Origin of the sequence: Spirosoma sordidisoli (assembly GCF_004138325.1) — a bacterium.
Lineage (GTDB): Bacteria > Bacteroidota > Bacteroidia > Cytophagales > Spirosomataceae > Spirosoma > Spirosoma sordidisoli.
In genome coordinates, this window is the sequence record NZ_SBLB01000006.1 from 445,140 (window position 1) to 468,506 (window position 23,367).

The 23,367-nt window shown below is 49.6% G+C and carries 26 protein-coding genes; 22 read left to right on the plus strand and 4 right to left on the minus strand.

Translation table 11 applies throughout. The annotated features are described in order from the left end of the window. The first annotated feature begins 8 nt into the window (after nucleotides 1-8). The 7 genes from EQG79_RS22115 (at nucleotide 9) to EQG79_RS22145 (ending at nucleotide 7,431) form a co-directional block, all read left to right on the plus strand. Nucleotides 9-1,190, plus strand: coding sequence for a tyrosine-type recombinase/integrase (locus EQG79_RS22115; protein WP_129604099.1), 1,182 nt, complete (start codon nucleotides 9-11; stop codon nucleotides 1,188-1,190). A 771-nt stretch (nucleotides 1,191-1,961) separates the two neighbouring features. Then, entirely contained in the window at nucleotides 1,962-4,532 is a 2,571-nt protein-coding gene (locus EQG79_RS22120; protein ID WP_129604102.1) for a hypothetical protein, read from the plus strand. Between the two features lie 452 nt (nucleotides 4,533-4,984). After that, on the plus strand, nucleotides 4,985-5,344 hold the full coding sequence (locus tag EQG79_RS22125; RefSeq protein ID WP_129604108.1) for a hypothetical protein: 360 nt from the start codon (nucleotides 4,985-4,987) through the stop codon (nucleotides 5,342-5,344). A 23-nt stretch (nucleotides 5,345-5,367) separates the two neighbouring features. Next, a complete protein-coding gene (locus EQG79_RS22130; RefSeq protein ID WP_129604110.1) occupies nucleotides 5,368-5,580 on the plus strand; it encodes a DUF3592 domain-containing protein in 213 nt (70 codons plus the stop codon). Further along, nucleotides 5,577-5,804, plus strand: coding sequence for a hypothetical protein (locus tag EQG79_RS22135; protein ID WP_129604113.1), 228 nt, complete (start codon nucleotides 5,577-5,579; stop codon nucleotides 5,802-5,804). Before EQG79_RS22130 ends, EQG79_RS22135 begins: the two co-directional genes overlap by 4 nt. 402 nt (nucleotides 5,805-6,206) lie before the next feature. Next, entirely contained in the window at nucleotides 6,207-6,542 is a 336-nt protein-coding gene (locus tag EQG79_RS22140) for a hypothetical protein (protein WP_129604116.1), read from the plus strand. A gap of 355 nt (nucleotides 6,543-6,897) precedes the next feature. Beyond that, nucleotides 6,898-7,431 carry a hypothetical protein gene (locus EQG79_RS22145; protein ID WP_129604120.1) on the plus strand — a complete coding sequence of 178 codons (534 nt, stop codon included), beginning with the start codon at nucleotides 6,898-6,900 and terminating at the stop codon, nucleotides 7,429-7,431. 840 nt (nucleotides 7,432-8,271) lie between these two features. Here the strand turns inward: EQG79_RS22145 and EQG79_RS22155 are convergent. Continuing rightward, nucleotides 8,272-8,838, minus strand: a complete 567-nt coding sequence (locus EQG79_RS22155; protein WP_129604125.1) for a hypothetical protein — start codon at nucleotides 8,836-8,838, stop codon at nucleotides 8,272-8,274. A 452-nt stretch (nucleotides 8,839-9,290) separates the two neighbouring features. Here EQG79_RS22155 and EQG79_RS22160 point away from each other — a divergent pair, with 452 nt between their 5' ends. The 12 genes from EQG79_RS22160 to EQG79_RS22210 all read left to right on the plus strand — a co-directional run bounded on the left by EQG79_RS22160 (nucleotide 9,291) and on the right by EQG79_RS22210 (nucleotide 16,433). Continuing rightward, a complete protein-coding gene (locus tag EQG79_RS22160) occupies nucleotides 9,291-9,611 on the plus strand; it encodes an ArsR/SmtB family transcription factor (protein ID WP_129604130.1) in 321 nt (106 codons plus the stop codon). After that, entirely contained in the window at nucleotides 9,608-10,099 is a 492-nt protein-coding gene (locus EQG79_RS22165; protein WP_077921438.1) for an SRPBCC family protein, read from the plus strand. The genes EQG79_RS22160 and EQG79_RS22165 overlap by 4 nt, the downstream gene beginning before the upstream one ends. A 72-nt stretch (nucleotides 10,100-10,171) precedes the next feature. Then, nucleotides 10,172-10,624, plus strand: coding sequence for a DUF5990 family protein (locus EQG79_RS22170; RefSeq protein ID WP_077921439.1), 453 nt, complete (start codon nucleotides 10,172-10,174; stop codon nucleotides 10,622-10,624). 162 nt (nucleotides 10,625-10,786) lie between these two features. Then, nucleotides 10,787-10,948 (plus strand): hypothetical protein, encoded by a 162-nt coding sequence (locus EQG79_RS31105; RefSeq protein ID WP_161492753.1) that lies wholly within the window; start codon nucleotides 10,787-10,789, stop codon nucleotides 10,946-10,948. Nucleotides 10,949-11,092: 144 nt separating this feature from the next. Beyond that, on the plus strand, nucleotides 11,093-11,518 hold the full coding sequence (locus tag EQG79_RS22175) for an EthD family reductase (protein ID WP_129604135.1): 426 nt from the start codon (nucleotides 11,093-11,095) through the stop codon (nucleotides 11,516-11,518). Between the two features lie 204 nt (nucleotides 11,519-11,722). Then, the gene (locus EQG79_RS22180; RefSeq protein WP_077921441.1) at nucleotides 11,723-12,085 is read left to right on the plus strand and encodes a nuclear transport factor 2 family protein; all 363 of its coding nucleotides are present in this window, start codon (nucleotides 11,723-11,725) and stop codon (nucleotides 12,083-12,085) included. A 65-nt stretch (nucleotides 12,086-12,150) separates the two neighbouring features. After that, complete coding sequence (locus EQG79_RS22185) at nucleotides 12,151-12,696, plus strand: alpha/beta hydrolase (RefSeq protein ID WP_077921442.1); 546 nt, start codon at nucleotides 12,151-12,153, stop codon at nucleotides 12,694-12,696. A gap of 545 nt (nucleotides 12,697-13,241) precedes the next feature. After that, nucleotides 13,242-13,853: a DUF6624 domain-containing protein gene (locus tag EQG79_RS22190; RefSeq protein WP_129604139.1), complete on the plus strand. Its 612-nt coding sequence runs from the start codon at nucleotides 13,242-13,244 to the stop codon at nucleotides 13,851-13,853. A 67-nt stretch (nucleotides 13,854-13,920) separates the two neighbouring features. Next, complete coding sequence (locus tag EQG79_RS22195; protein ID WP_129604142.1) at nucleotides 13,921-14,859, plus strand: ADP-ribosylglycohydrolase family protein; 939 nt, start codon at nucleotides 13,921-13,923, stop codon at nucleotides 14,857-14,859. A gap of 137 nt (nucleotides 14,860-14,996) precedes the next feature. Continuing rightward, nucleotides 14,997-15,299: a DUF1330 domain-containing protein gene (locus tag EQG79_RS22200; protein WP_077921445.1), complete on the plus strand. Its 303-nt coding sequence runs from the start codon at nucleotides 14,997-14,999 to the stop codon at nucleotides 15,297-15,299. Nucleotides 15,300-15,400: 101 nt separating this feature from the next. Next, nucleotides 15,401-15,817: a hypothetical protein gene (locus tag EQG79_RS22205; RefSeq protein ID WP_129604145.1), complete on the plus strand. Its 417-nt coding sequence runs from the start codon at nucleotides 15,401-15,403 to the stop codon at nucleotides 15,815-15,817. A gap of 157 nt (nucleotides 15,818-15,974) precedes the next feature. Next, a complete protein-coding gene (locus EQG79_RS22210) occupies nucleotides 15,975-16,433 on the plus strand; it encodes a hypothetical protein (RefSeq protein WP_240699418.1) in 459 nt (152 codons plus the stop codon). A gap of 98 nt (nucleotides 16,434-16,531) precedes the next feature. On the opposite strand, the gene EQG79_RS22215 is transcribed toward EQG79_RS22210, so the two are convergent. Beyond that, nucleotides 16,532-17,716, minus strand: a complete 1,185-nt coding sequence (locus EQG79_RS22215; RefSeq protein ID WP_129604148.1) for a S8 family peptidase — start codon at nucleotides 17,714-17,716, stop codon at nucleotides 16,532-16,534. 219 nt (nucleotides 17,717-17,935) lie between these two features. On the opposite strand from EQG79_RS22215, the gene EQG79_RS22220 reads away from it, so the two are divergent. Then, complete coding sequence (locus tag EQG79_RS22220) at nucleotides 17,936-20,422, plus strand: zinc-dependent metalloprotease (protein ID WP_129604150.1); 2,487 nt, start codon at nucleotides 17,936-17,938, stop codon at nucleotides 20,420-20,422. A gap of 312 nt (nucleotides 20,423-20,734) precedes the next feature. Here the strand turns inward: EQG79_RS22220 and EQG79_RS22225 are convergent, their stop codons facing one another. Together EQG79_RS22225 and mdh are read right to left on the minus strand one after the other, a co-directional pair. Continuing rightward, nucleotides 20,735-21,184, minus strand: coding sequence for a DUF2846 domain-containing protein (locus EQG79_RS22225; RefSeq protein WP_129604153.1), 450 nt, complete (start codon nucleotides 21,182-21,184; stop codon nucleotides 20,735-20,737). Between the two features lie 8 nt (nucleotides 21,185-21,192). Next, complete coding sequence (gene mdh, locus EQG79_RS22230) at nucleotides 21,193-22,128, minus strand: malate dehydrogenase (RefSeq protein ID WP_129604155.1); 936 nt, start codon at nucleotides 22,126-22,128, stop codon at nucleotides 21,193-21,195. Nucleotides 22,129-22,444: 316 nt separating this feature from the next. On the opposite strand from mdh, the gene EQG79_RS22235 reads away from it, so the two are divergent. Next, entirely contained in the window at nucleotides 22,445-22,906 is a 462-nt protein-coding gene (locus tag EQG79_RS22235) for a YkvA family protein (RefSeq protein ID WP_077921452.1), read from the plus strand. A 179-nt stretch (nucleotides 22,907-23,085) separates the two neighbouring features. Further along, nucleotides 23,086-23,295 (plus strand): Sec-independent protein translocase subunit TatA/TatB, encoded by a 210-nt coding sequence (locus EQG79_RS22240; protein ID WP_077921744.1) that lies wholly within the window; start codon nucleotides 23,086-23,088, stop codon nucleotides 23,293-23,295. The last annotated feature ends 72 nt before the right edge of the window (nucleotides 23,296-23,367 follow it).

Here is a 23,367-nt window from a genome sequence, read left to right on the forward strand (position 1 = left end):
TAAACCCGATGATTACGATACAGCTTGACGAACGCGACCCGGCTTTGCTGGCTGTATCGTTTCCGGCCGATCCTGTTGGCAACGATACGATCAAACTGATACCCGGACGCCGGTGGAGCTACTCACGCCGGTGCTGGGTCGTGCCAAACACGCGTGAAAGCGTTGTACAACTGGGAAAACTATTTGGTAAGGCCTACTGCCGTTTTGACGAAGCGGTTGTGCGCCTGTATAAACCACTGGCTACGGCAACCGAAGTAGAGCAGGCAACCAATCCGGCCTGGCCACCCCTCCATCAACAAGTGGATACGCCCGCCCGGCGACCTTTCCGGTATGCTCCGCCCCTGCGCATCTACGACCGTCACCCGGTTATTGTGGCGGTTTGCCATGCCCTACAGGTGGGCAACTACAGCTACAAGACACTAAAGAATTACAAACAGGCCCTGATAGCGCTGATTCAGTACTCCAGAACGACCCCGCTGGACGAGTTGACCAGAACACAGTATCAGCACTATCTGCTGTATCTGGTTGAGAAAAAACGGCTCAGCAGCGCGACGATAAACGTGCACATCAATGCCTGGAAGTTCTACTGTGAAAAGATATTGCTTCGCGACAAAGCATTCTACGACATAGCCTATCCACGACAACCTCAGAAACTGCCGACCGTATACAGCCTTGCCGAAGTAAAGGCGCTTTTTGAGGCTACAACCAGCCTGAAATACCGAACCCTGTTTCAACTGGTTTATGCAACTGGCTTACGACTCAGCGAAGTGGTCCAGCTGCGCCTGACCGACATCGATCGGGTGCGGAAGTTAATCATGATTCGGGCTGGCAAAGGTAGAAAAGACCGGGTCGTGATGCTGACAGATAAAACCAATCTCTTTTTGAGCAACTATCTTGAGGTCTACCAACCTACCGTATATGTATTTGAAGAAGCCGGTAAAAAAGAGCCACTGACGAATCGAACCATCCAGCTCGTATACAGCCAGGCTGTACAGGCGGCAGGCATTCAGAAACGCGGTGGTATCTATACCTTACGCCACAGCTTTGCCACCCACTTCCTCGAAGCTGGCACCGACATCCGATACATTCAGCAACTATTGGGTCACGAGAGCATCCTGACAACGATGCGCTACACGCACGTAACCGCTGATAAAATCAGCACACTTAGAAGCCCGTTGGATGATCTGTAGGCACATGCCGCCGAAGCAGGGGGGCGAAGTTGCGACAGGCTGAAGAATCGGCTCTTTAGCGTATAGCCCCTCGTATAGCGTTTCATAACCAGCCGACGCCGATAGCACCGACCGCGCGAGTCGATTTGATAGAGATGTTTGTCGGCCCCAAAGAAATAAGTTGGATGGCCCTCAATATCCCAATAGCGAATAACTAGACTGGGTTCAACCAAAACTCTGCTCACTAAGTAAAATTACTCAATAAAAATCAATACTTACTTGTAAGTAAACAACCGTTTTGCTTACTTTACCAAAGTCAGTAACCTGCTGAACACGTTGTGCAGAATGCTACTGACGGAACTACAAATTCCTCACTATGTGTAATTTATAGTTCCGCGACTTTGCGTACAATACTATGTTGGGTGACACGTCCAGGCTAATGGGTATTTAGCGTAACGGGCGAGAAGAAGTAGACTGCAATGTTTGGGTGTTGGCTTGCCAATTCAGCATTGGGGCGACATAAGTGTCATAGGCTGTTGGCACGTGTTGTTTTACCAGTCAGAGTTCGTATGCAATTAATCAACTGCCCTAATAAGATAAGTGCTAGTCGTCACGCTTCAGTTTAACTGTTCGGTCAGTACCTTGGTTTTTGCTCTGCATGGAGTAGATGTTCAACGATAGGAAGCATATCGTCAATAGTTTAACTTAAATAAGGGTATAGAGACTTGAAGTCTTTCGCCATTTCTTAGTAAGTTACTTACATCATCTTTTAAACCCAAATTCACATTATTTATGAAACTTTCTATTTTGCTTACTCTGATATTATTCTTTGGCAAAATTGCTTTTTCTCAAGAAATCACGAAAGAAGAAAAAAAGGAAATTATAAAAATGACTAAAATGGGAAATTTCAACTCTCTGCTTGGGAGATTTGGTACAGATTATGGACAAAATTATGAGGATAACAATATACTTATCAATTATAGGAAAGATGAAAATCGATTTGTTATCTTAATAAATGTGGGGAATAAATTAAATCATACCGATTATTATTTAACACTAAACTCAAACAATTTTTCCATAAATAAACTGATGAAATTTAAACAAGGAAAGTTAGAGGATTTTAGTGCAATTTCTTTGAAAGATTTATTTAACAAAATTGGTTTTAAATTTGATGGTCGTTACTCTAATCGTTTTGATTATGATCTCATATTAGGTTCTTTGCTTCAATATCTAGTTAACCCCCGGGAATCTAAATTGGGCTATTGGCCAGTACCATCTGAGAAGGAGAGTTATGTCTTTTCATATCAATCCGATCGTAATCCAATGATTACTGTAAAAAATTATGGATCTTTTACATATCTCAGCTTGAACGCAAAAGAATTTTCGATAAATGAGATTGATATTAAAGAAAGTCTTTTAGATTTTGAAAAAGAAATATATTCTATTGTAGAAAAAAAAGATATACTCAGATGGCTAGAAAAAGCCCAAGAAAAGACATTTTCTGGAAATGGTGATGTTGAACGTGAAGAATTTTATTCTGATCATATTTTAGGGTTTCTTAGTGACAGTCTTCTTAGTAAATATCTCAATTTTGAACTTGATAAAAATATTTTATTTCAATTTGCATACCTATTTAGACACGAGAAGAGTATAGCCAATAAGTATCTAATAAAATCAATTAATGCAGGGCAGTACATTAATATTTTCGATTTCAGAGATAGACTAAATGATAAAAAAACAAATTACACTAAAGCATTCAAATATAACGTAGAAAGTATTGAAAATGCAATTTGGAATTATGAATTTAAAAAAGATCTTATTAAAGAAAACGTTGTTAAAATAAATCCAGCTTTAGATTCAATTCTCAAACCAAATGGCCGCAAAAAGATTGTCATTTACCAAAATCCTAATATGTATAAATCTTTTTTTGAAGGCCAAGCGGAAGTGTCTTATTTATTTCAGACAGATGAAAGGCATCTCCTATCATCGTTCACTAAAAATAACTATAGTATATATTTTATTGATGAATTTTCACCATTGAAAAAATATATTTTACACAAATATGCTATAAAGCCAGACAGCTTTAGAACTTTAGTATTCATCGATGAACACGGCTATGTCAGCAAAACTATTGAACAGAACAGTTTTTCAGATTTTATTTTGCTTCAAGACGAATTTCTCAAAGACACTATTCAATACGATGACTATGAAAAAGTACGTAACGATAATCGATGGATCAATCCACTAACATTTATTTTAAAAGAATTTACAGATTGTAATTATTCAGAAGTAACGATTAATTGCAGTTTGCCCAAGGCGGTGTTCTTGAATCCAAATCTCGGCTTTCACAGAGGTTTTGGGGGCGTTAAATTTAATAAACCATTATCTTCATTGTTTTACAGTTCATCATTTGCAAACATTTTAGGTATTAAAATGGGCGGAATAGGTACATCTAATTCTGTTAAAAATATTGGCATTATATATAGAGAAAGTGGCTCTCCTAAATTAATTCAAGAAAACGGTGATATGTATTTTGAAATGAGTGATAGAAAAGCTCGTGATTATTTTAAATCTGAAAAACAAATTGAAATTGAAAAAGCTATCAGAAGAGATTCGTGGGGATTTGAGTGGGATTTCTCTGATGATGTTGGAAAATTGGTTGACAACAAAACAAGGATATATGAGAACACCTCTAATATTGATTTGTTAATTAATGGAGAAACATTTAATACAGTTGAAAATTATAGACTTTACTCAACTCATAGCTCAAGAGAGAGGGTAGGTATCCGAACTTTAAGAAATATAGAAAATAATGCTACTTGGCTAATAAATGTAGGATATTGGTCAGAAAATCCAATTTATTACACGTTAAGAAATAGAGGTTGTAGAACAATTGCAAAGGCAGACATAGAAAACTATATAAGAGATGAAAAGCGTTTATATGAAGAAGCTTTAGCGGATTATAAATCTAACAGATTAAATCTAGCTTATCAAAAAGCAGATTCATTATTATATTACAATGAAATTACATCCTTTTATAAAAGCAATTCAAATGAAATAATTAATATGCATATAGTTATTTCGAATATTTTATTCAATTTTGCTAAACTTGGTAAAGTTGGCAACTCAGCCTATGCTGCTTATAAGGCATTTGCCCATTTTGCCTTTTTAAATAGTGTAGGTAATGAATACATGAAAAATCAGTCAAGAGTAAATATGGCATTTATATTATCTTATGAAAAAAGTTTTTTTAAGGACTTCTTAGAGATTTTGCCAAAAGAAATTGGCCTGAATATTAATCAATATTCAGATATAAATTGGATTCAATTGGAAGAGAAAACAAGTTTACTGAAATTATATTAAGATTCACTAAAGAACCTTATATGTTACCATCCAGATGAATCACATTGGTAAACCTACCATTTTGTTGAAAAGTATGTTTTTTAAGTTACTTGATAGGAGGAATTTATTTCTTACTTGCCCCTCAAGTTGGTCGGCAGCAATGAGTTTTTGCGTAGGCTGTCTGTCTAGCGACAGGGTAAAGGCCGCAAGGTCAGGTGAGCAGCCCAACCATCCATGTGTGTAAATGCTCGACGCGCATCAGCACATGGGGTCGTTGGGTGAAACGGCTAAAATGGGAATTGTGGGCCGGTACCGTCCGACAGGCGGCACATCCCAGCGATCAGGCTTTTTTGCTCGTTGTGCGGTTTCCGTATGACACTATAAACGCCATAATTAGGCAGGTTCATAGGGAAGCATCTCGGAGACAGGGTAAACGCCCCACCGTTTTAAAGTTTCAATTCAACCGTAACAATATGTTCAAACCTAAAGCCCTAAAAATTATGGCAACTATTGCCATAATCATTTGTGCTCTCAGTACCTTAATAAGTCTTCTGATTGCTATACAGCAAGGCGGTATGGCCTACCTATCAGTGATTTCTTGGGCTATTTTAACCTACGCCAGCTACTGTGCCATGAAGTTGGCAGGCTATGACCTTTATGAGAGCGATGTGAAAAAACTGGGCTGGAATATTTACATCCTGTTTGCCATATTTATCGCCTTCCTGTTTGTGGGTTTGTCGCTGGGGCCAATCATTGCGCTTGTAGTTACGGCCCGGTTACACTTTCAGCGAACAACTTTAGAAGAATGGATGCGTGACAACCCCCAAAACTAATCAGAACCGTAACCGAGATAAGCATGAACGTACCTTTTGCCTTCACGATATTGACCATCAGTGGATTATTTCTCATAGGAGTATTAATTTTTATTCTGGTCAGGTTTAGAAATCAACTTAAAAATGGCATAAGAGTGTCCGGTACACTTGTTGATTACGAAGCAAAAGCAAGCAGTCGAGGCCAAACAGCCTACCATCCTATTGTAGAGTTTAAAACTATCTTGGGGGAACGATGAAAGGCAGTTCCATCTATGCCGCATCGGACAAAAAGTTTGATGAAAACACTGAAGTGGTAATCATTTATCAACCTGAAGACCCAAAGAAGTTTTTTGTAGAAGGCCAGAATCCCACCGCGTTTGCTTACATCGGGATTTTGATGTTTGTAGGTACGTACACTTATCTGGTGTATTGGCTTTACGAACGCGACCCTGGCTTTTTTCATGGACTTCTGCACTTTTAGAACTCGCTCTGCGCGGGCAGGTTTCCGCTGACAAGACGTACGTCCCGAAGGAGAGTTTTCAGCCCAACCAAACAGGTGTGTAAAGGTTGCAAGTGGATCATGGTCAGGTAAGTTATTCAATCACTATCAACACCCCTGGGTGTTTGGTGCATTGCAAAAGCAGTACTTGACAGTCCAGCGTTCGAGCGACAGTTTGACCGCCCCGCCTGGGCAAGTTTAGTTTCTATTTCCGCGTCCCGGTTGACAAGCCAAACGCCTGAGGTGGACAGTTGAGGTTTGCATTTCCGGGTTGCAGGCGACAGTGCGAACGCCCCGATCAGGCAGGTTGTAAATTTTCGTTTGTGAATTTTCACTGATGAGCAAAACCCCTTAGTTTGTAGTCATCCTAAAGATTGCCTAATCATGTCAGATATTCACTATGTCTCCGATTTAACTGGTAAGACGCTCTTTGTGCAAGTTCCGGTTGAGAAGTATTTGAGGTTGGTAGCAGCAGATGAAGAATTAAGAACACTTCAACAAAAGGGAGGCTCTGCTGCTGTCTCTAAGGCATATTCCTTAGATGAAATTCGACAGGTTCATGCAGCGGCATATAGTCCTTGGACTACCGATGAAGAGTCTCGATTGAAAATATTGTTTTTTGAGGGCAAAACAATTAAAGCTATAGCCGAGACGCTGGGTCGAAAAGAAGGGGCTATCACTTCAAGACTTAATAAGTTGGGCATTGACCATACAAAATAGGCCTTCGGTAAGTGCGTTGTCGTTTCACTCCGCGTGGGCGGCTTTTCGGCGACAGGCAGCACGCCCCGAAGGCAGGCCGAAAGCCCAACAAAGGCAGGTGTGTAAAGATGTGGGTACGTGTGCTCAATGGCGTTTCGCGCCCACCATCAACCCTCGCGGTCGTTGGGTGCATTATACAAAAAGCGCTTACAAGGCAGGTTACCTGTTACAAATCACACGTCTCATCAGATAAGATTGGGGCTGGTCAGGCGGGTTGCAGTTGACAGGGTGAAGCCATTAAAAAGGAAGTCTCTACCCAATTTCGAGTTATCTGCAACAACGCAAACGCTTTGCCAGGGCTAAATCTTTTTGAGGGATGAACATTGAACACGCCTTAAATGACTTTTACGAGCAGCATGGCTATGGTGTAGGAGGAGGCATCAACAAAAAGTGGGACATGATTAAGTTTGGCCCCATTGCCTTGCCACTGCCCAATTTAGAATCCCGACGTAAAAACATTTATTTGCACGATATCAACCACCTAGTGACAGGGTACGACACAACTTGGAAGGGCGAAAGTTCGGTTACTAGTTGGGAGATAGCCACTGGCGGATGGGGTAAGATATATTTTGCCTGGTGGCTTACCCTTTGGGGCATGGCTGTAGGGGTGATGCTGTATCCTAAGCACAGTTATAATGCTTTTCAAGCTGGCTTGAGCATGAAGAGCGCCTTTACCAGTGGTCTGACAAAGCAAGAAATGTACTCTTTAACGATAGACCAGTTAAGAAGCCGACTGTGCCTACCCCAAGCCCACATAGTGACCCGCAGTTATTATGCGTGGGCAAGTTTAAGTTTGCTGGTTTGGTTTGGACCATTCTTACTAGGGATTGCCCTTTATTATGCATTATAATTTCGCTCCTGGCGGGCAAAACAGCACGTCCTGAAGTCGGGTTTGCAGCCCATCTAAACGAGGGTGTGAAGGACAGGTACGTGTGTTGAGTCAAGTTATGCGCTCACCATCAACACTCATAATTGTTGGGTGAACAGCAAAAAGGCCGACAACGTAGTGATTGACTTCGGTCGAGAGGTAGCACGTCTCGGCCGGGTAGGTTTTGGGCTTTCATTTCCGCGTTTCGTGCGGCACAGGAAATGCCTTAATGATCTAGATTAGCACGTGTTAAATGGAGATTGAAACACAACATCACTGCCCAGTATGTGGAAGACCTAAGCATACTGATCCACGATATCCAAAGCATGTGTGTGGAGCCTGCGCGGAAAGAACCACTGATAAAGCTGGGCGACCAGTGAAATATTGCAACACCAATTTAGGGGGCGGATGTCAGGGAAGGTATTTGGATGGTGAAAAGGAGTTGTACCTTTCTGATATCTGCTACATTGATAACATCAGATGCGTGGCTGAGGAAGCCCGGTTCGGTGGTATTGCTATTCAAGTTGACGAGTTGGATACTACAATAACTGAGTCAAATCCTCAGAAGATTAATCTACCAAAGCCAAGAGGATAGTGGATTGTGTTTCATCGCTGGCGGTCGTAGGGCAATAGATTTTCGTTCAGCGTGGTCGTTCTTGGAGTGACAGGACGCACAGTCCAACTCGAACAGGTGTGTAAAGAGTATGACTACCTCGTGTCCAGTTGAGTAACTCGCTCACCATCAACACCCGTTGGCGTTGGGTGGACACGACAGCCAATGACGAACTGGTCGGGCTTCGATCAACGAAGGGCATGACTCGACTAGCAACCGCCTTTGCGAGGGACACGTTTATACATTAGTTTACCATCCCGTTCTACATAATCGCCCGATAGTATTGGATAGTCATACTTGGGCGCGTGCGATACAGTATGGCTCCTTATAATTAGTCGGTCGTTCACTTTCAGGCTATGCAACGGCCGAAATTCGTTGGTCAGGTTTCCCGAGTTTTTGTCAATTTTCTCCGGTCCAAAACTAAGAATATAATCGTCATCGTTAATCCTGACCATCAGACCGAAACCCAATCGTGAACCTGGCGGCAGAGAAAGAGAAGTGACAACGGCTTCCATAGTGGCAAAAGCGTTTAGATGCTTCCTTATGTTAGCTTCACCGGCATATACTCTTTTACCTTTGGGCGACGCTTCCCATTTTTTGTACGATATCCCATCGGGGGTAGCCTCCCATCTTTTCAAGGCAGCTTTCCGTTCAGCAGCAGAGAGTGGTTTTGAGGTTACCTTTTTAGACGCTTCGTGTTTACTTTCACGATCGGCAAATACCAGTCCGCTTACCACAACCAGCGGTACGATCAGCGCATAAATTATTTTTTTCATATGCTTTGTCGGTTTAAAAAATAAATCTGTATTCTGATACGATCAGGTCCGTTTAAGGATTTCATCAAAGCTAAACGTTTCTATCCCGTCGTTTGTCAATAGCCAGTAAAAGAATGTTAACGACATGTAAAAGTTGCTGTTTACAGACTGATCTACATGTTAGCCTCTACGCAGCTGGATATACTGTACTCGACAAATCAGGCTTACGTTTTAGGAATGCTCCCCTGCCAAGACGAAAGTTTCTGTAAGCAGGACTCGACATAAATACCGCTGCACAAACTACGCGTTTCGCAGCACCATGTTGAAAATGAAGCCATTGTCGAGTCAACAGCCGTTTTGCGATGCCCCTCCAGGCCGATAGTCTCAACTAATTTTCGTTCAGAAAACTTGCGAAACCGAATGGTTGCACATACATTTGCAACCATTCGGTTTCACGAAAAACCATATACGGCATGAGACGAGATATTTTTCAGGCAATAGCCGACCCTACAAGACGGGCCATCATCGCCCTGATTGCCCTGCAGGCCATGACCCCGAACGCCATTGCAGAGAACTTCAATACGACCCGGCAATCGGTTTCCAAACACCTCCGCATCCTCACCGAATGCGAACTGGTGAAACAGGAGCAGCAGGGCAGGGAGATCTACTACTCCCTCGAAGTCGAGAAAATAAAAGAGGTTGATCAGTGGGTGAGCCAGTTCCGGAAACTGTGGGAAACCCGTTTCAATCAACTGGACGATGTATTATCAACCCTTAAACAACAACAAAAATGAACGACTTCACCGTTGACAAAACAACAAAAACGGTAACCTTCTCCAGAGAGTTTGATGCCGACCTTTCGCTGGTATGGGATGCTTATACGAAGCCGGAAATCCTTGATCAATGGTGGGCTCCCAAACCCTGGACGTCAAAAACAAAATTTATGGATTTTGCCGTTGGCGGCCGACGGTTTTACGCAATGGTAAGCCCCGAAGGCGACGAGCGCTGGTCCATTCAAACATACACGTCCATTAGCCCGAAAACCAATTTCAAATTGCTGAATGCTTTCGCCGACAAAGATGAAAACCCAGAGTTGCCCGGTTCTGAGTGGGATTTGACGTTCAGCGAGCAAAACGGGAAGACGACCGTACGTGTCAGTATTTACAATGAATCGCTTGCCCGCCTGGAGAAAATGCTTGAGATGGGCTTCCGTGAAGGCACGGCTATGAACCTGAAAAACCTGGACGAATTATTGGCCACTTTATCGCAACAAAAAGGATAAATTGCCTTAAACCGACACTGGCAACAACCGCAAGGCCGGTTGTTGCCAGTGGTCAATCCCGACCCTGATCTTATGGTAAATGAAATCAACTTGATAATCCTGCTGCAAAACCCGGTTGATGGCCTCGTGTATGGACTACAGAAAGGCAAAGGCGTTCAGAACGAGATCGTACAGGTACAAATGGGCAAGGGGCAGGATCTGACCTTTCGGTTTGTTGTACACCTGAAGCAGCCCAACGAGTCGGGTCTTTCATTTACGGGTCCGTTCGTGCAGGGCCCGCCGGGAAACCGCTTTGTGTACATTACCATAGGCGGCTATGCCGGACAGGCCGGCACCACGTCTAATGGCCGACTGAAAGTTCCTCTTCCCGAAGGTGACTTTGAGGACGCGTTAGCGAGAGGCAGCGCGTATGGCTGGTCCTGCAAAGTCCCGGGCAGCACTAAAGATGGAAAGCCTGTTTTTGCCACTGTAAAGCCTTTTGGCGGATGGGTTATGGAAAAGCTCTCTGACCAGGCAGGCACATAGCCTACTAGTGCCCCAGGCAAGACTGACAGGCTGCCGATAGACTGACGAATACGCTGTAAACGACTTATCTTTACTCGGCTTCGGGCCTGCCAATCGCCTGCCTGACAATACGACTCGAACGTTGCAGAAGAGCAGCTACTTCCCGTTTCGCCTGACTACCACATGAACTATATGTTACTCGGCCTGCTGATTAGCCTTTCGTCACTGACCACTGCCCAGGACAAAATCTCTTTTTCGGGAAGCCGTTGTCTGGTGGTCGACAGTAAAAATAACGTGCTTGTGGGCATTAGGGATAAACTGGTCAAGGTGTCGAAGGTATGGTAGCAACGTTCATAAAGTAACGACCCCGGGCTACAGGAGACAGGTCGTAAAAAAAGAGCACGGCCTACGCCCTCTTTATTGCCTAAGCAACAGCAGGTAACCTTACCTGTCTGACACCTTTACCATATACCATTAAACCCTATACTCATGAAAATTAAGCTCCTGATCGTTTTAGTAGTTTTTGGCGCGTGCTTTTCCACATTGGCTCAACAAAAGAGCAGCTCTGCATCCGGTAACGAAGCAGGTATTGCTGAAAAAGGCTTGATGAAAGTGTCGGTCATGTACCCCTACGCAGACGGCAAAACGTTCGACATGGACTACTACGAAAAAAGCCATATGCCCTTTGTTGCCGGGTTGTTGGGATCTAATCTGGTGCGCTATACCATAGAGAAGGGCGTTTCAGCTGGAATGCCCAACGCTCCACTGCCCTATATGGCTATCGGCACTTTTTACATCAAAAGTTTACCTGATTATCAGGCGGCTATCGCTCCGCACAGAGACGCCATACGGGCCGATTTCCCGAAATATACCAACATCAGTCCCGTGATCCTGATCAGTGAAGTAATCAGGTAGTTTCGCCTTTCCGAAACGCGCCTGTAGCCGGGTTATGACGATCGGGGCCAGGGTACGCTCATCCCTTTTTTGTCAGAATTTGCCTAACAAGCCACACACCGGTGTGTTATAGGGTAAGGAGCCGGCCGATTCTGCATCGATGGCGCAAACGACCTCATCAGGCCGGCGCAAAACGGCTATATCTGTAACGAGACAGGCTGTACCATGACCGAGAACAACAAAGCCCTGTTGCTGAAGGGCAACGCAGCGATTGCCGAGGGTAACTATGAAGGCTTTCTGGCGCTCTGCACCGACGATACAGAATGGACATTTGTCGGTGACACCGTCCTCAAAGGCAAAGAAGCCGTGCGCCAGTGGATGGCCACGAACTATACCGAACCACCCATCGTCACGGTCGACGACTTACTTGCGGAGGGCGACTTCCTCGTAGCGGTTGGCAACGTAACCATGAAGGACGAGAGCGGAAACCCCACTCATTACGCCTACAGCGACGTATGGCGTTTTCGAGACGGCAAACTTGCCGAATTACGGGCGTTCGTTATCAACATCGAGCCTGACGAGTTGTAGTTGAGACCTTGGTCGTTGGGTGTAACTAATAACGGTAAGCGCCCATTATTTAACAGGCATCAAACATGGCTAAACACCTGTTATTTATTCAGGGAGGGGGCGACGAGGGTTACCAGGCCGACACAACATTAGTGGCCTCTCTGCAGGAATTGCTGGGTAACGAATACGACGTAAACTACCCTGAATTAACGTCAAACGAATCGGCATCTGATTTCGGGTGGATTGAACAGATAGGCAGGAAAATTTCTGAAGCTCCGGGCGATGTCATTCTCGCAGGCCATTCGTTGGGGGCGTCGATGCTACTAAAGTATCTTTCCGAGAATCCGGTAAGCAAAACGATCAAGGGAGTCTTTCTAATCGCTACGCCATTCTGGGAGGGCCATGAAGACTGGAAAGCAGGGTTAAAACTTCAGGAAAACGTGGCGGATAGGTTGCCAAAGGGCATCCCGTTTTTTTTCTATCATTGCCAGGACGACGATGAAGTTCCTTTTTCTCACCTGGCACTCTATCAACAAAACCTGCCTCAGGCTACTTTTCGCGAACTGAACCGGGGTGGACATCAGCTCGATAACGCATTAAATGCAGTAGCGGCCGATATGAAATCTTTGTAAAGCGATCTATTCAGAACTTATCGACCGAGCCGACTTTCTACCATCAACCCTGGCAAAGGTTAGATTCAGGTCTGAAAATGCCTGTAGCTAGCGGGCGACATACGTGTAGAGACAGGTCGGCTTTAGAAAGACGCGTTAATCCCATATGGTGTAACCACCGTTACCCAGCCAATATATACACCTGGTATTCAGTTATTTATTCAGAAACCATTTTAACCCAAATAGCTCATGGCAACTGCATGGTTTATATCAGGTATAGTGTTTGCATGGTACTGCTCTAAGGCTATTAGCGCCAACTCTGACAGACCCAATTGGCAAAAAGCTGTCGCGGCCGCTGCTCTGTGGCCGTTTTCCTTGCTTTTCAAACGATTCAGGCGATTCTAGTTAGTGCCGATGGCGGTAATTCATTTATCTCGCGTGAAGTGGCGCACCTCCCTCAACACTTGCTGGCGTTGGGCAAACCGATTGTACAGTGCTAAGTCTGGCGACAGGCCTACACGTTTTGTGCCTCGTCAGGCGGCTTGCCCCGTTAAAACCTGATTGAGATGTTGTATCCTGACATAGCACGCGAGTTGATCGAACGACGCAGGCATGACTTCAGCGTCAGGCAACGGCTCATCACCGAAGGTAGGCTTTTCAGTGGCTATAACCCCGAGATGGAAGCGGTACATCTCGATAATGCCCGCTGGCTTCAGGCACTAATCAGCCAGATTGGCTGGCCTGCCCGGGAACAGGTGGGCGAAGAAGCCAGCCAGGCAGCCTGGTTGATTATTCAGCACGCCATTAGCTTACCTTCGTTCATGAAAAGCGCGCTGGCCCTCATGAACGAGCAGCAAAAGACGAGAACCATCGATCCCGTCAGTATGGCTTTCCTGTCGGACCGGATTGCCCTGTACGAGGATCGGCCCCAGTCGTATGGCACTCAGTTTGTAGATGACGAACAGGGTCAGCTGGTGCCCCATCGACTCGACGATTCTGTCGAGCAGGTGAATCAGCGTCGCCAGTCGCTGGGGTTAAACACCATCCAGGAGCGCCTGGCCGAACTGACCGCCCAGCTGAACGCTGAACAGACAACCCAGCTCACGGCCAGCGAAAGGCAATCGAAGCAGGCCGAGTATGATGCCTGGCGCAGGAGAGTCGGGTGGCTTACCAGCTGATGAGTCAGGTTAGTAAAAACAATGAAAAGCGTGCGGCAGCACAGACGTTCAACCCAACAAGATGTAAATGAAGAACCGGGTAAAAGGAGCCTTGATGGGAGCATCGGTTGCCGATGCGCTGGGCGTGCCTGTCGAATTCAAGTCACGGGAGTACCTGACCCAGCAGCCCGTCACCGATTATACGGGCTACGGCACCTGGAACCAGCCGCCGGGTACGTTCTCCGACGACAGCTCGATGTTGCTCTGTACGGCCGAAAGCCTCTGCCGGGGCCTCGACCTCAACGACATAGCCAGTCTGTTTTCGCGCTGGCTACAGCAGGGGCACTGGAGCGCCCGGGGTCAGGTCTTCGATATCGGGAACGCCACCCACATGGCTATTCAGCAGCTCATGCTGGGGGTGTCGCCACTCGACTCGGGCGGCCGTTCAGAACACAGCAATGGAAATGGGTCACTGATGCGTATTCTGCCCCTGGCCATTTCGCTCCGTACAGAACCGGATAAGGCCGCCCGCTACGAAACGGTTCGGCAGGTTTCCGGCATTACCCACGCCCACGTCAGGTCTGTACTAGCTTGCTTCATCTATGTCGAGTTCGCGATAGCCCTGCTGAACGGGGAGTCGAAACAGGCTGCGTATGCCCAGACCCAACAGCAGATTACTTCGTTTCTGGACGGACAGCCGATCGATAGCCACGAGATCAGCCTGTTTGACCGCATCCTGAAGGCAGACCTGACCGCCCTCGACGTATCCCGGATTCGCAGTTCGGGCTATGTGATCGATACGCTGGAAAGCAGCCTGTGGTGCTTCCTGCGCTCGTCTACCTACAGCGAATCGGTGCTGACAGCGGTTAACCTTGGCGAAGACACCGACACAACTGCCTGTGTGACGGGCGGCCTGGCGGGCATCTATTACGGCTATGAGGCTATACCAGCCCATTGGATAAACGGCCTGGCCCGGCATACGGATATTATCGATCTGGCCGACCTGCTGGCCGCGCGCTACCCATAAACCGGCCGCCAGGCATCCGCCCCCTTACCTTAGTCTTGATTAAGCGGGTAGATTAATAGTAGTACTTTTGGTTAGTTTGTAGTTGAGAATAGTCACAACCTCTTAGCCCTTTCGGGGACGAAGGCCTGACTTACGCCATGATCTATTTCACCCAGCTTATTTACATCAACGAAGGGCAGGAAGACGCCTTTCATGCGTTCGAAGCGGTGGCTATTCCGCTCATCGCCACCTACAACGGTCGGTTGCTGGCCCGCATTCGCCCTACCGACGACGCCTATATCGAGTCGCAGATTGACAAACCCTACGAAATACACCTGGTCGAGTTTGACAACGAGTCTGACTTTACCGCCTTCATGCAGGACGAAAGCCGTAAACAGTTTCTACACCTGAAAGAACAGTCTGTCAGGACGTCGGTGCTGATCAAAGGGGTAAAACTATAGGGCGGGGAGTTGGGCCAGACAGGAATGGTCGATGTTCGGGTTGGTGAAAACGGTTTTATCAGCCCGGCAGTTGTAGTCAGCAACAACCAACGACCGATACCATGACCAAATCCATTGCGGCCAAAATGGGCATCAGACCCGGCGGACGGGCCCTGTTCATCGACGCCCCCGCCGAAACCATAAGCGGCCTCGAACTGCCGCTCCTGGACGTTTCGACGACACCCGACGGTTTGTTTGATTACATCTTCCTGTTCATCACCAGTCAGCAGCAGATGCACGCTCAGTTTGCCGCTTTAAGAGAACATCTGGGCATTGGCGGCATGCTTTGGGTGTCGTGGCCCAAAGGGCGGCAGCTGGGAACAGACCTCACCCTGCCGAAGGTAATCGAGATCGGCTACACCTACGGGCTTGTTGAAAGCAAATCGCTTAGCCTGGACCCGGTCTGGTCGGCGCTGAAATTCACCCACCCCATCCCGGGCAAAACGTACGCGAACAGCTTCGGTAAACTCAACCTATAAATCAACTCGTAAGTAGAAATGACGGCTGATCAGTCAGTGCGACCCGCTTAACTCAATCATTCAGGTAGATGAAGAAGCCTGGTACGCTGGTTTAGGCTAACTTGCCCGCCAGTCACCACCAGGCGCTGGCTGGCGCCAAACAATGGACCAATTCACTATGCCGAACTACCGAATGAACCGGACTGCCCTGACAATACTAACCGTCACGGCGCTCTGCAGCTGTCAGACGAAACAAGCCGACATACCCCTCGCAGGCACCTGGGAGCTGGTTTCGGCCACCACGATTGAGAAAGACAGCTCGTTTTCTACCTTCGATCCGACCCACAAAATGATCAAAATTCTCAACGCAACCCATTTTGCGTTCCTGAATCACGCCGTCAATGTCCCTGCCGATTCGTCCCACGCCTTTACTGCCGGTGGCGGTACGTACACCCTCACCGACAGCACCTACACCGAAAACCTGGCGTATTTCTCGGATAAAAAGTGGGAAAACAACGCCTTCAAATTTACCGTCCGCATCGTTGGCGATACGTTGATCCAGAAAGGAGTAGAAAAAATCGAGAAGCTCGGCATCGACCACGTCATCATCGAAAAATACAAACGGGTCGGCAACTAGGCCTTGACAACGGTCTGCCAGCACCCTGCCTGATGCTGGCAGACCGTTATGAACGGAGGTTAACAACAGAGGTTTGCAACGAAAGTTTATCCAGCTGGTTACTGCGGAGCGCGGACCATACCAGTGCCGATATCGAACGGATCGAAGCCGACCGCCAGGTTGGTCGTAACCCCCGATGCTACCAGCCGAGCGGTCAGCGAGTTGGGGGTTAACATGCCGTTGGTTTTCAGCTGCTCAGCCCACAGAGCCGCAACCCCCGCTACGTGTGGCGTAGCCATGCTGGTACCGCTCATGTTGACGAGTCCGCCCCCGGCTTTGGCCGACGTAACGGCTACGCCCGGCCCCGACACAATGGCCCCGGTATTGGAGAAAGGCGCTACCGAAAACGTCGATCCGTTCTGCCCCAGAGCCGCTACCGAGATAAACCCATCCGATACGGCAGGCGGGCTAACGGCGATCTCGAATCGGGGGCGCTGGCTTTCGTTACCAGCGGCTGCCACCAGCAGGGTTGTCTGGAAAAAGCCGCTGCTGGCCCGAACGAGCTGGGCCATTTTCTCGAACAGCTGTACGTTGGCCCGGTAGCCTTCCAGCGCCTGCGAGGTAGCCAGTTCGGCCGGCATACCCTGATCGATGAGCTGGCCAACCAGACCGGGGAAGTCGATCCCCAGCGACATGGATATCACGTTGGCACCGCTCTGAAGGGCCCACTGCATGGCGTTGATGATGCCCGCGCTGCTGCCGCCCTCGTTGCCGATCACCTTGCCGATGATCGCCTTCTGCACACCCGGAGCCACACCGATACGGGTACCGTTTACCGCCCGGCCAAAGATCGTTCCGGCGCAGTGGGTGCCGTGGCCGTCCTGGTCGCCATCGCCTTCGCCGGTGAAGTCCTGCTGAACCAGGGTTACGCCCGCAAACGCCGGGTGGGTAGCATCGATACCCGTATCCAGCACCGCCACAACGATGCCATTGCCCGTAAACGGCGATGTGTCAGCGCCCACAGCCTGTATTCCCCAGGCGACCGACGTGGCCGTTGGCTGCAGCACCTCCTGCACCTCGAACGGTTTGATCAGCTTCATGGGAATGTTGGCCGCTACCGCTACCACGTCAGGGCTGCGGGTAAGGTCGGCCAGGTCGCGCCGGTCGATGTTCTGCACCTCAACGGTGAGTCCGGCAGCGGCCGATTCCAGGCTTTCGAAAGGGGTTCGGATATTGGGGCGGCCCGAAAAAATGTCGCGGGTAGATACGGAGGGAGCGCGGAGGATGATGTGTTCTTCGTTCATGGGGAAGTCGGGTTAGCTGACCAGATAGTTACGCAGAACATACTCCGGATGAGCCACAAATTGATTGATCGGCCATTAAACTTAGTGTCTATCAGCCCGTAACCTAATCTCAATACCTACCGGAGCACCAGTAATGGGATTGGGCGTTAACAGCGGCTGCTTCGTGCGAAATCCGTCGTAAATCGCTTATCTTGAGCGGGCAATACAATCTACATACGCATGAAGAACAAACTACTGCTTTTGATCGGTCTGGTAACGGCCGGTTGTTCAGTACGGGCGCAGCCCGCTAACCCACCCAACAGCATTGCGGCCGCTACCGCCGGTATGGAGCGCAACCCCGGCTTCCTGACCTTTTACTGGGATGCCAAAAAAGGCAAGGTCTGGCTCGAAATCGACAAGTTCGATACCGAGCTGCTTTACTACCCTACCCTGGCCCAGGGCATCGGTTCCAACGACATCGGCCTGGACCGCGGGCGGCTCGGTCAGGAACACGTGGTCAAATTTCAGCGCAGCGGCAATAAGGTGCTGATGATCGAACCCAACTATGCCTACCGCGCCATCAGTAACGACCCGCTCGAACGCCGGGCGGTAGAAGAATCGTTTGCCAAATCGGTTCACGCCGGTTTCGACATCGCGGCCGAAGAGAACGGGAAAGTTCTCGTCGATCTGACGTCTTTTCTGATGCAGGATGCCGTAGGAGCGGCCCAGGCCATTGCCCGCACCCGGCAGGGCACCTACCGGCTCGACGCCACACGGAGTGCCCTGTACATGCCCCGCAGCAAAGCCTTTCCGCAGAATACCGAATTTGAGACGATCATTACCCTCACCGGCGATTCGCCCGGCGAGTACCTGCGCGAGGTGGTCCCGACTCCCTCGACCGTTACCATGCACCAGCACCATTCGTTTGTGGAGCTGCCCCCGCTGAGCGGTCCGGATGCGTACAAACCACGCCTGTTCGATCCCCGCATCGGCTACGGCGGCATCGAGTTCTTCGACTACGCCACGCCCGTCAGCCAGCCCATAACCAAACGGTACATCTCGCGGCACCGGCTGGTCAAGAAAGACCCATCGGCCGCGGTCAGCGAAGCGGTTAAACCCATCGTGTACTACATGGACCCCGGTGCGCCGGAACCCATCCGGTCGGCACTCATGGAAGGTACAGCCTGGTGGAATCAGGCCTTCGAAGCGGCCGGTTTCCGCAACGCCTTTCAGGTTAAGCTGCTGCCACCCGATGCCGACCCGATGGATATCCGGTATAACCTCATCCAGTGGGTTCACCGCTCCACGCGTGGGTGGAGCTACGGTGCCAGCATCATCGATCCCCGCACTGGCGAGATTCTGAAAGGAAAAGTAACCCTCGGCTCGCTGCGCGTACGCCAGGATTACCTGATTGCGCAGGGCCTGGTTGGTCAGTTCGATACCGACAGCTCGCACGTCAACGAACTGATGCAGATGTCGCTCGATAGGCTCCGGCAGCTGGCCGCCCACGAAGTGGGTCATACGCTTGGCCTGCCCCACAACTACATAGCCAGTACGCAGGGCGGTGGCGAGTTTGGCCGGGCCTCGGTAATGGACTACCCCACCATGGTAGCGAAGCTGAAAGGCGCTAAAATTGACCTCTCCGACGCCTATGCCAAAGGGATTGGCAGTTACGACAAATGGAGCATCCGCTACGGCTATGAGCAGTTTGCGGCCGGCACCAGCGAAAAACAGGCACTGAACAAGCTGGTACAGGATATGCAGGCGACCGGCCTGTCGTTCCTGACCGATCAGGATGCGCGTCCTGAAGGGTCGGTACACCCCGCCACGCACCTGTGGGACAACGGCGCCAACGCGGTCGATGAACTCCAGCGGGTCATGGGCGTTCGCCAGGCTGCGCTCGGTAACTTTACCGATAAGAAAATTCCGGCGGGTATGCCCATGGCTACCCTTGAAGAGGTGCTGGTGCCGATGTACCTCTTCCATCGGTATCAGGTAGAATCGGTCGCGAAAGTCGTCGGCGGGCAGACCTATACCAACGCCCTGCGGGGCGACGGTCAGGCGGTGCTGTCTGTGGTGCCGGCCGCCGAGCAGAACCGGGCCCTCAATGCGCTGATGACAACCCTCGACCCGGCTACCCTGGCCGTTCCGTCGACCATACTGGCCATGATTCCGCCCCGTCCGTTCCGCTACGACCCCAACACGCGGGAAGTATTCAAACGCCGTACGGGACTCGCCTTCGATGCCCTTAGCCCCCCCGAAACGGCCGCTGGCATGACCTTACGGATGCTGCTCAACCCCGAGCGCTGCGCCCGGCTGGTCCGTCAGAAAGCCCTGAGTCCGGCGCTGCCCGGCCTGAGCGATGTACTCGACAAACTCCGCGACGCTATCGTCAAATCGCCGTTCATCAATCAGGATGGGTACAAAGGCGAGATTGCCCGCCAGACCGAGCGGCTTTATCTGGATCAGCTGATCAAGCTGGCCACCAGCAAAGAAGCCGACGGCAGTGTACGCGCTACCGTCCACGAGGCCCTCATGCGGCTCAACGCCCTGTATGCGGGGAGTAAAACCACATCGCCCTACCGCTATGACTACCACCGCTGGCTGATTGAGCAGTATCGCGACTCGCCCGACCGGGTGGTCAGCGTAGCGGCCCAGGCCCCACCCGATGGAGCGCCCATCGACCCCGGTCAGGAGTGGTTACCCGACTGCGACTGGCAGCCCTGACCTGACCTGGGCGGGTATCCTCATCGATCCGTACCTACCAGCTGGTATGTTTTTTACTTGCAGTTCAGCCAACCGCACGGCCTTTTACCAGCCGTGCGGTTTTATTGGTGCCGTACATAGCCCGTCATAAACAAACGCACCGCTGCAGGTCTATTGCCGGGTATACTCGGGGGCGCAGTTCGCTCCGGCCGGCCGCCGTGGCCAGTTGGTGCTCCAGCACCAGGTGTTCATTCAACCATTTTTCACCAACATAAAAACCCCCGCCGGAATCACGTCCGGCGGGGGTTTTTATGTTGGCGGGGATACGTCCGTTTATTTACTATCCAGCGCTTCCTGGCAGTTGTCTACTGTCATATCGACCATATTCCGTTTGGCCGTGTTCTCGGTTACTTCCGACAGTTCGAGCCGGGTGCGCATCAGGCTGCTTTTCACATCGCCCTGAACGAAGTACTTCTTACCAGCCTCTACGTCGAGGTCGATACCGGTCTCCCGTTTAAACACTTCAATACCGCCACGCTGGGCTGTCAGTGACAGTTTACCAGGCTTGGCTTTGTATTCGATGTACCGATTGTTACTCAGCTTACAGATTTTTTCGCCGTTGGCAAAAATGCTGTAGTTCAGCCCCAGCGCAAACGCCTGCCCGCCCCGATAGATGATAACCGTAGCGTAATCGGCACCAGCGGGTACCGAACGACTATCGCTCCGGAAGGCCGTTGCAGTCAGCAACAACATTCCCAGGAATCCACAAACGAACGTTTTCATAGGATCGCTTACAGGCTTAGTGTGCTCAGCACATTATTCATGCTCCGAACGGCATCGGCCGACTTGTTGAAAGCCGCCTGCTCGTCGTCGTTCAGTTTGTAATCGATGATTTCTTCCCAGCCATTACGGCCCAGCACTACGGGTACACCCAGACAGATATCCGACTGGCCGTATTCGCCTTCCAGCAGCACGCAGGATGGGATCACGCGCTTCTGGTCGCGTACGATGGCTTCGACCATATAGGCGCCGGCCGCACCCGGTGCGTACCAGGCCGACGTGCCGATCAGACCGGTCAGCGTAGCCCCCCCTACCATCGTATCGGCGGCTACTTTCTTCAGCGTCTCTTCGTCCAGAAACTGGCTTACGGGCACCCCGGCTTTGGTAGCCAGACGGGTCAGCGGAATCATGGTCGTATCACCGTGACCGCCGATTACGCTGGCCTGCAGATCGTTGGGCGAGCAGTTGAGCGAAAGCGACAGGTAGGTTTTGAAACGAGCCGAGTCCAGCGCTCCGCCCAGACCGATTACCCGATTTTTGGGCAGCCCCGACGATTTCAGCGCCAGATACGTCATCGTGTCCATCGGATTCGATATGATAATGAAGATCGCATCGGGCGAATGCTTCAGGATATTCTCGGTAACCCCTTTGACAATACCAGCGTTGATACCAATCAGGTCTTCGCGGGTCATACCCGGCTTGCGCGGAAGCCCCGACGTTATAACGACTACATCGGAACCAGCCGTCTTGGCGTAATCGTTGGTCGATCCGGTGATTTTTACATCGCAGTCGAGCAAGGTCGATGCCTGAAGCATATCGAGCGATTTGCCTTCGCTGATGCCTTCTTTGATATCCAGGAGAACAACTTCCTGAGCGAGTTCCCGGCGGGCGATGTTGTCGGCACAGGTAGCCCCAACGGCTCCTGCTCCTACTACGGTCACTTTCATAGCGTATTCGGAATTAAAGGGTTAACAACAGGGCGCAAAAGTACAGTTGCGACCCCGCACAAACCAACAAAATAGCCTACAAGTTTAGGCTAGGGACCAGCGAGCGGGCCGGGAACCGCCTGCCGTGCCGGACTGCGTGATAAATGACCATTTTGCCAGCGCCCGCTCTCGTATGATCAGCACCGTTCATCCGGTCTATCGTCCACAACCGCGGCCTTTCAGTCGAATTATGGACAATTCTGGTAAAAATATTGTTATACGCTCAGACTGAATGGCGTCGTTAGCGTTCAGTCGATCTTTTGACAACTATTTACCAATGGCAAACAAAAGTCTCATAACCCGAATCCTAAGTTCTATCTTTTTCAAACGGGCAAACCTCGGTGCGGTACGCTACGCCCGTAATACCCGCAGTCTATACCAGCTGATCCGCGACGCCTTAAACAAAAGTGGCGGTCTGTCGGGCAAAAACATTGCGGCTTTTCGCGAACAGCTGGGTATTGTTACCCGCCTGCTCAAAGCCTATGCGTCGGGCGAATACCGGCAGCTGCCCTGGAAAACCCTGATCCGGGTGATTGCGGTGCTGATCTACTTCGTATCGCCGATCGATATCCTGCCCGACTTTCTGCCAATCGTGGGGCTGACCGATGATATTGCGTTAATGCTCTGGCTGTTCAGCGGCATGAAAGACGATATCGATAAATTCAGGCAGTGGGAAATGACGGCCACTACTCCGCAGGACGAGGCCCCTCGTCGGCCCGAAACGATTAGAATTGGGTAATTACGGCGTTTAGTAAGGCAGAAGCCAGCCAGGCCGATCAGGCTTCGGATGTGGCTTCTGCCTCCTATTACGAACGGGGAAACAAACTAATCGCTCTGTTTCTGCGTAAGTTTCACCAGGTTTTAATCGATAGTCCACTAGAGTTTTCTATTTTTGCATACATTCAAATCCCAGTAATCATGATTTCCGCAAACGTATTGGCATTTATGGGTTTGGGCGGTCAGGAGATGGTTTTCATTTTCCTGGCGTTGCTCCTGTTGTTCGGCGCGAAAAAAATTCCCGAACTGGCACGGGGTCTTGGCAAAGGCATTCGCGAGTTCAAGGACGCTACCAAAGACGTCCGTGAGAATATCGAAGATGGTCTGAAAGAATCAGATCCAACGAAATAAAGTTTTCCGTTCAGAAGCAGACAACTGAGCCGCCCCACTACTGGAGCCGCTCAGTTGTCTGCTTTTAATTTA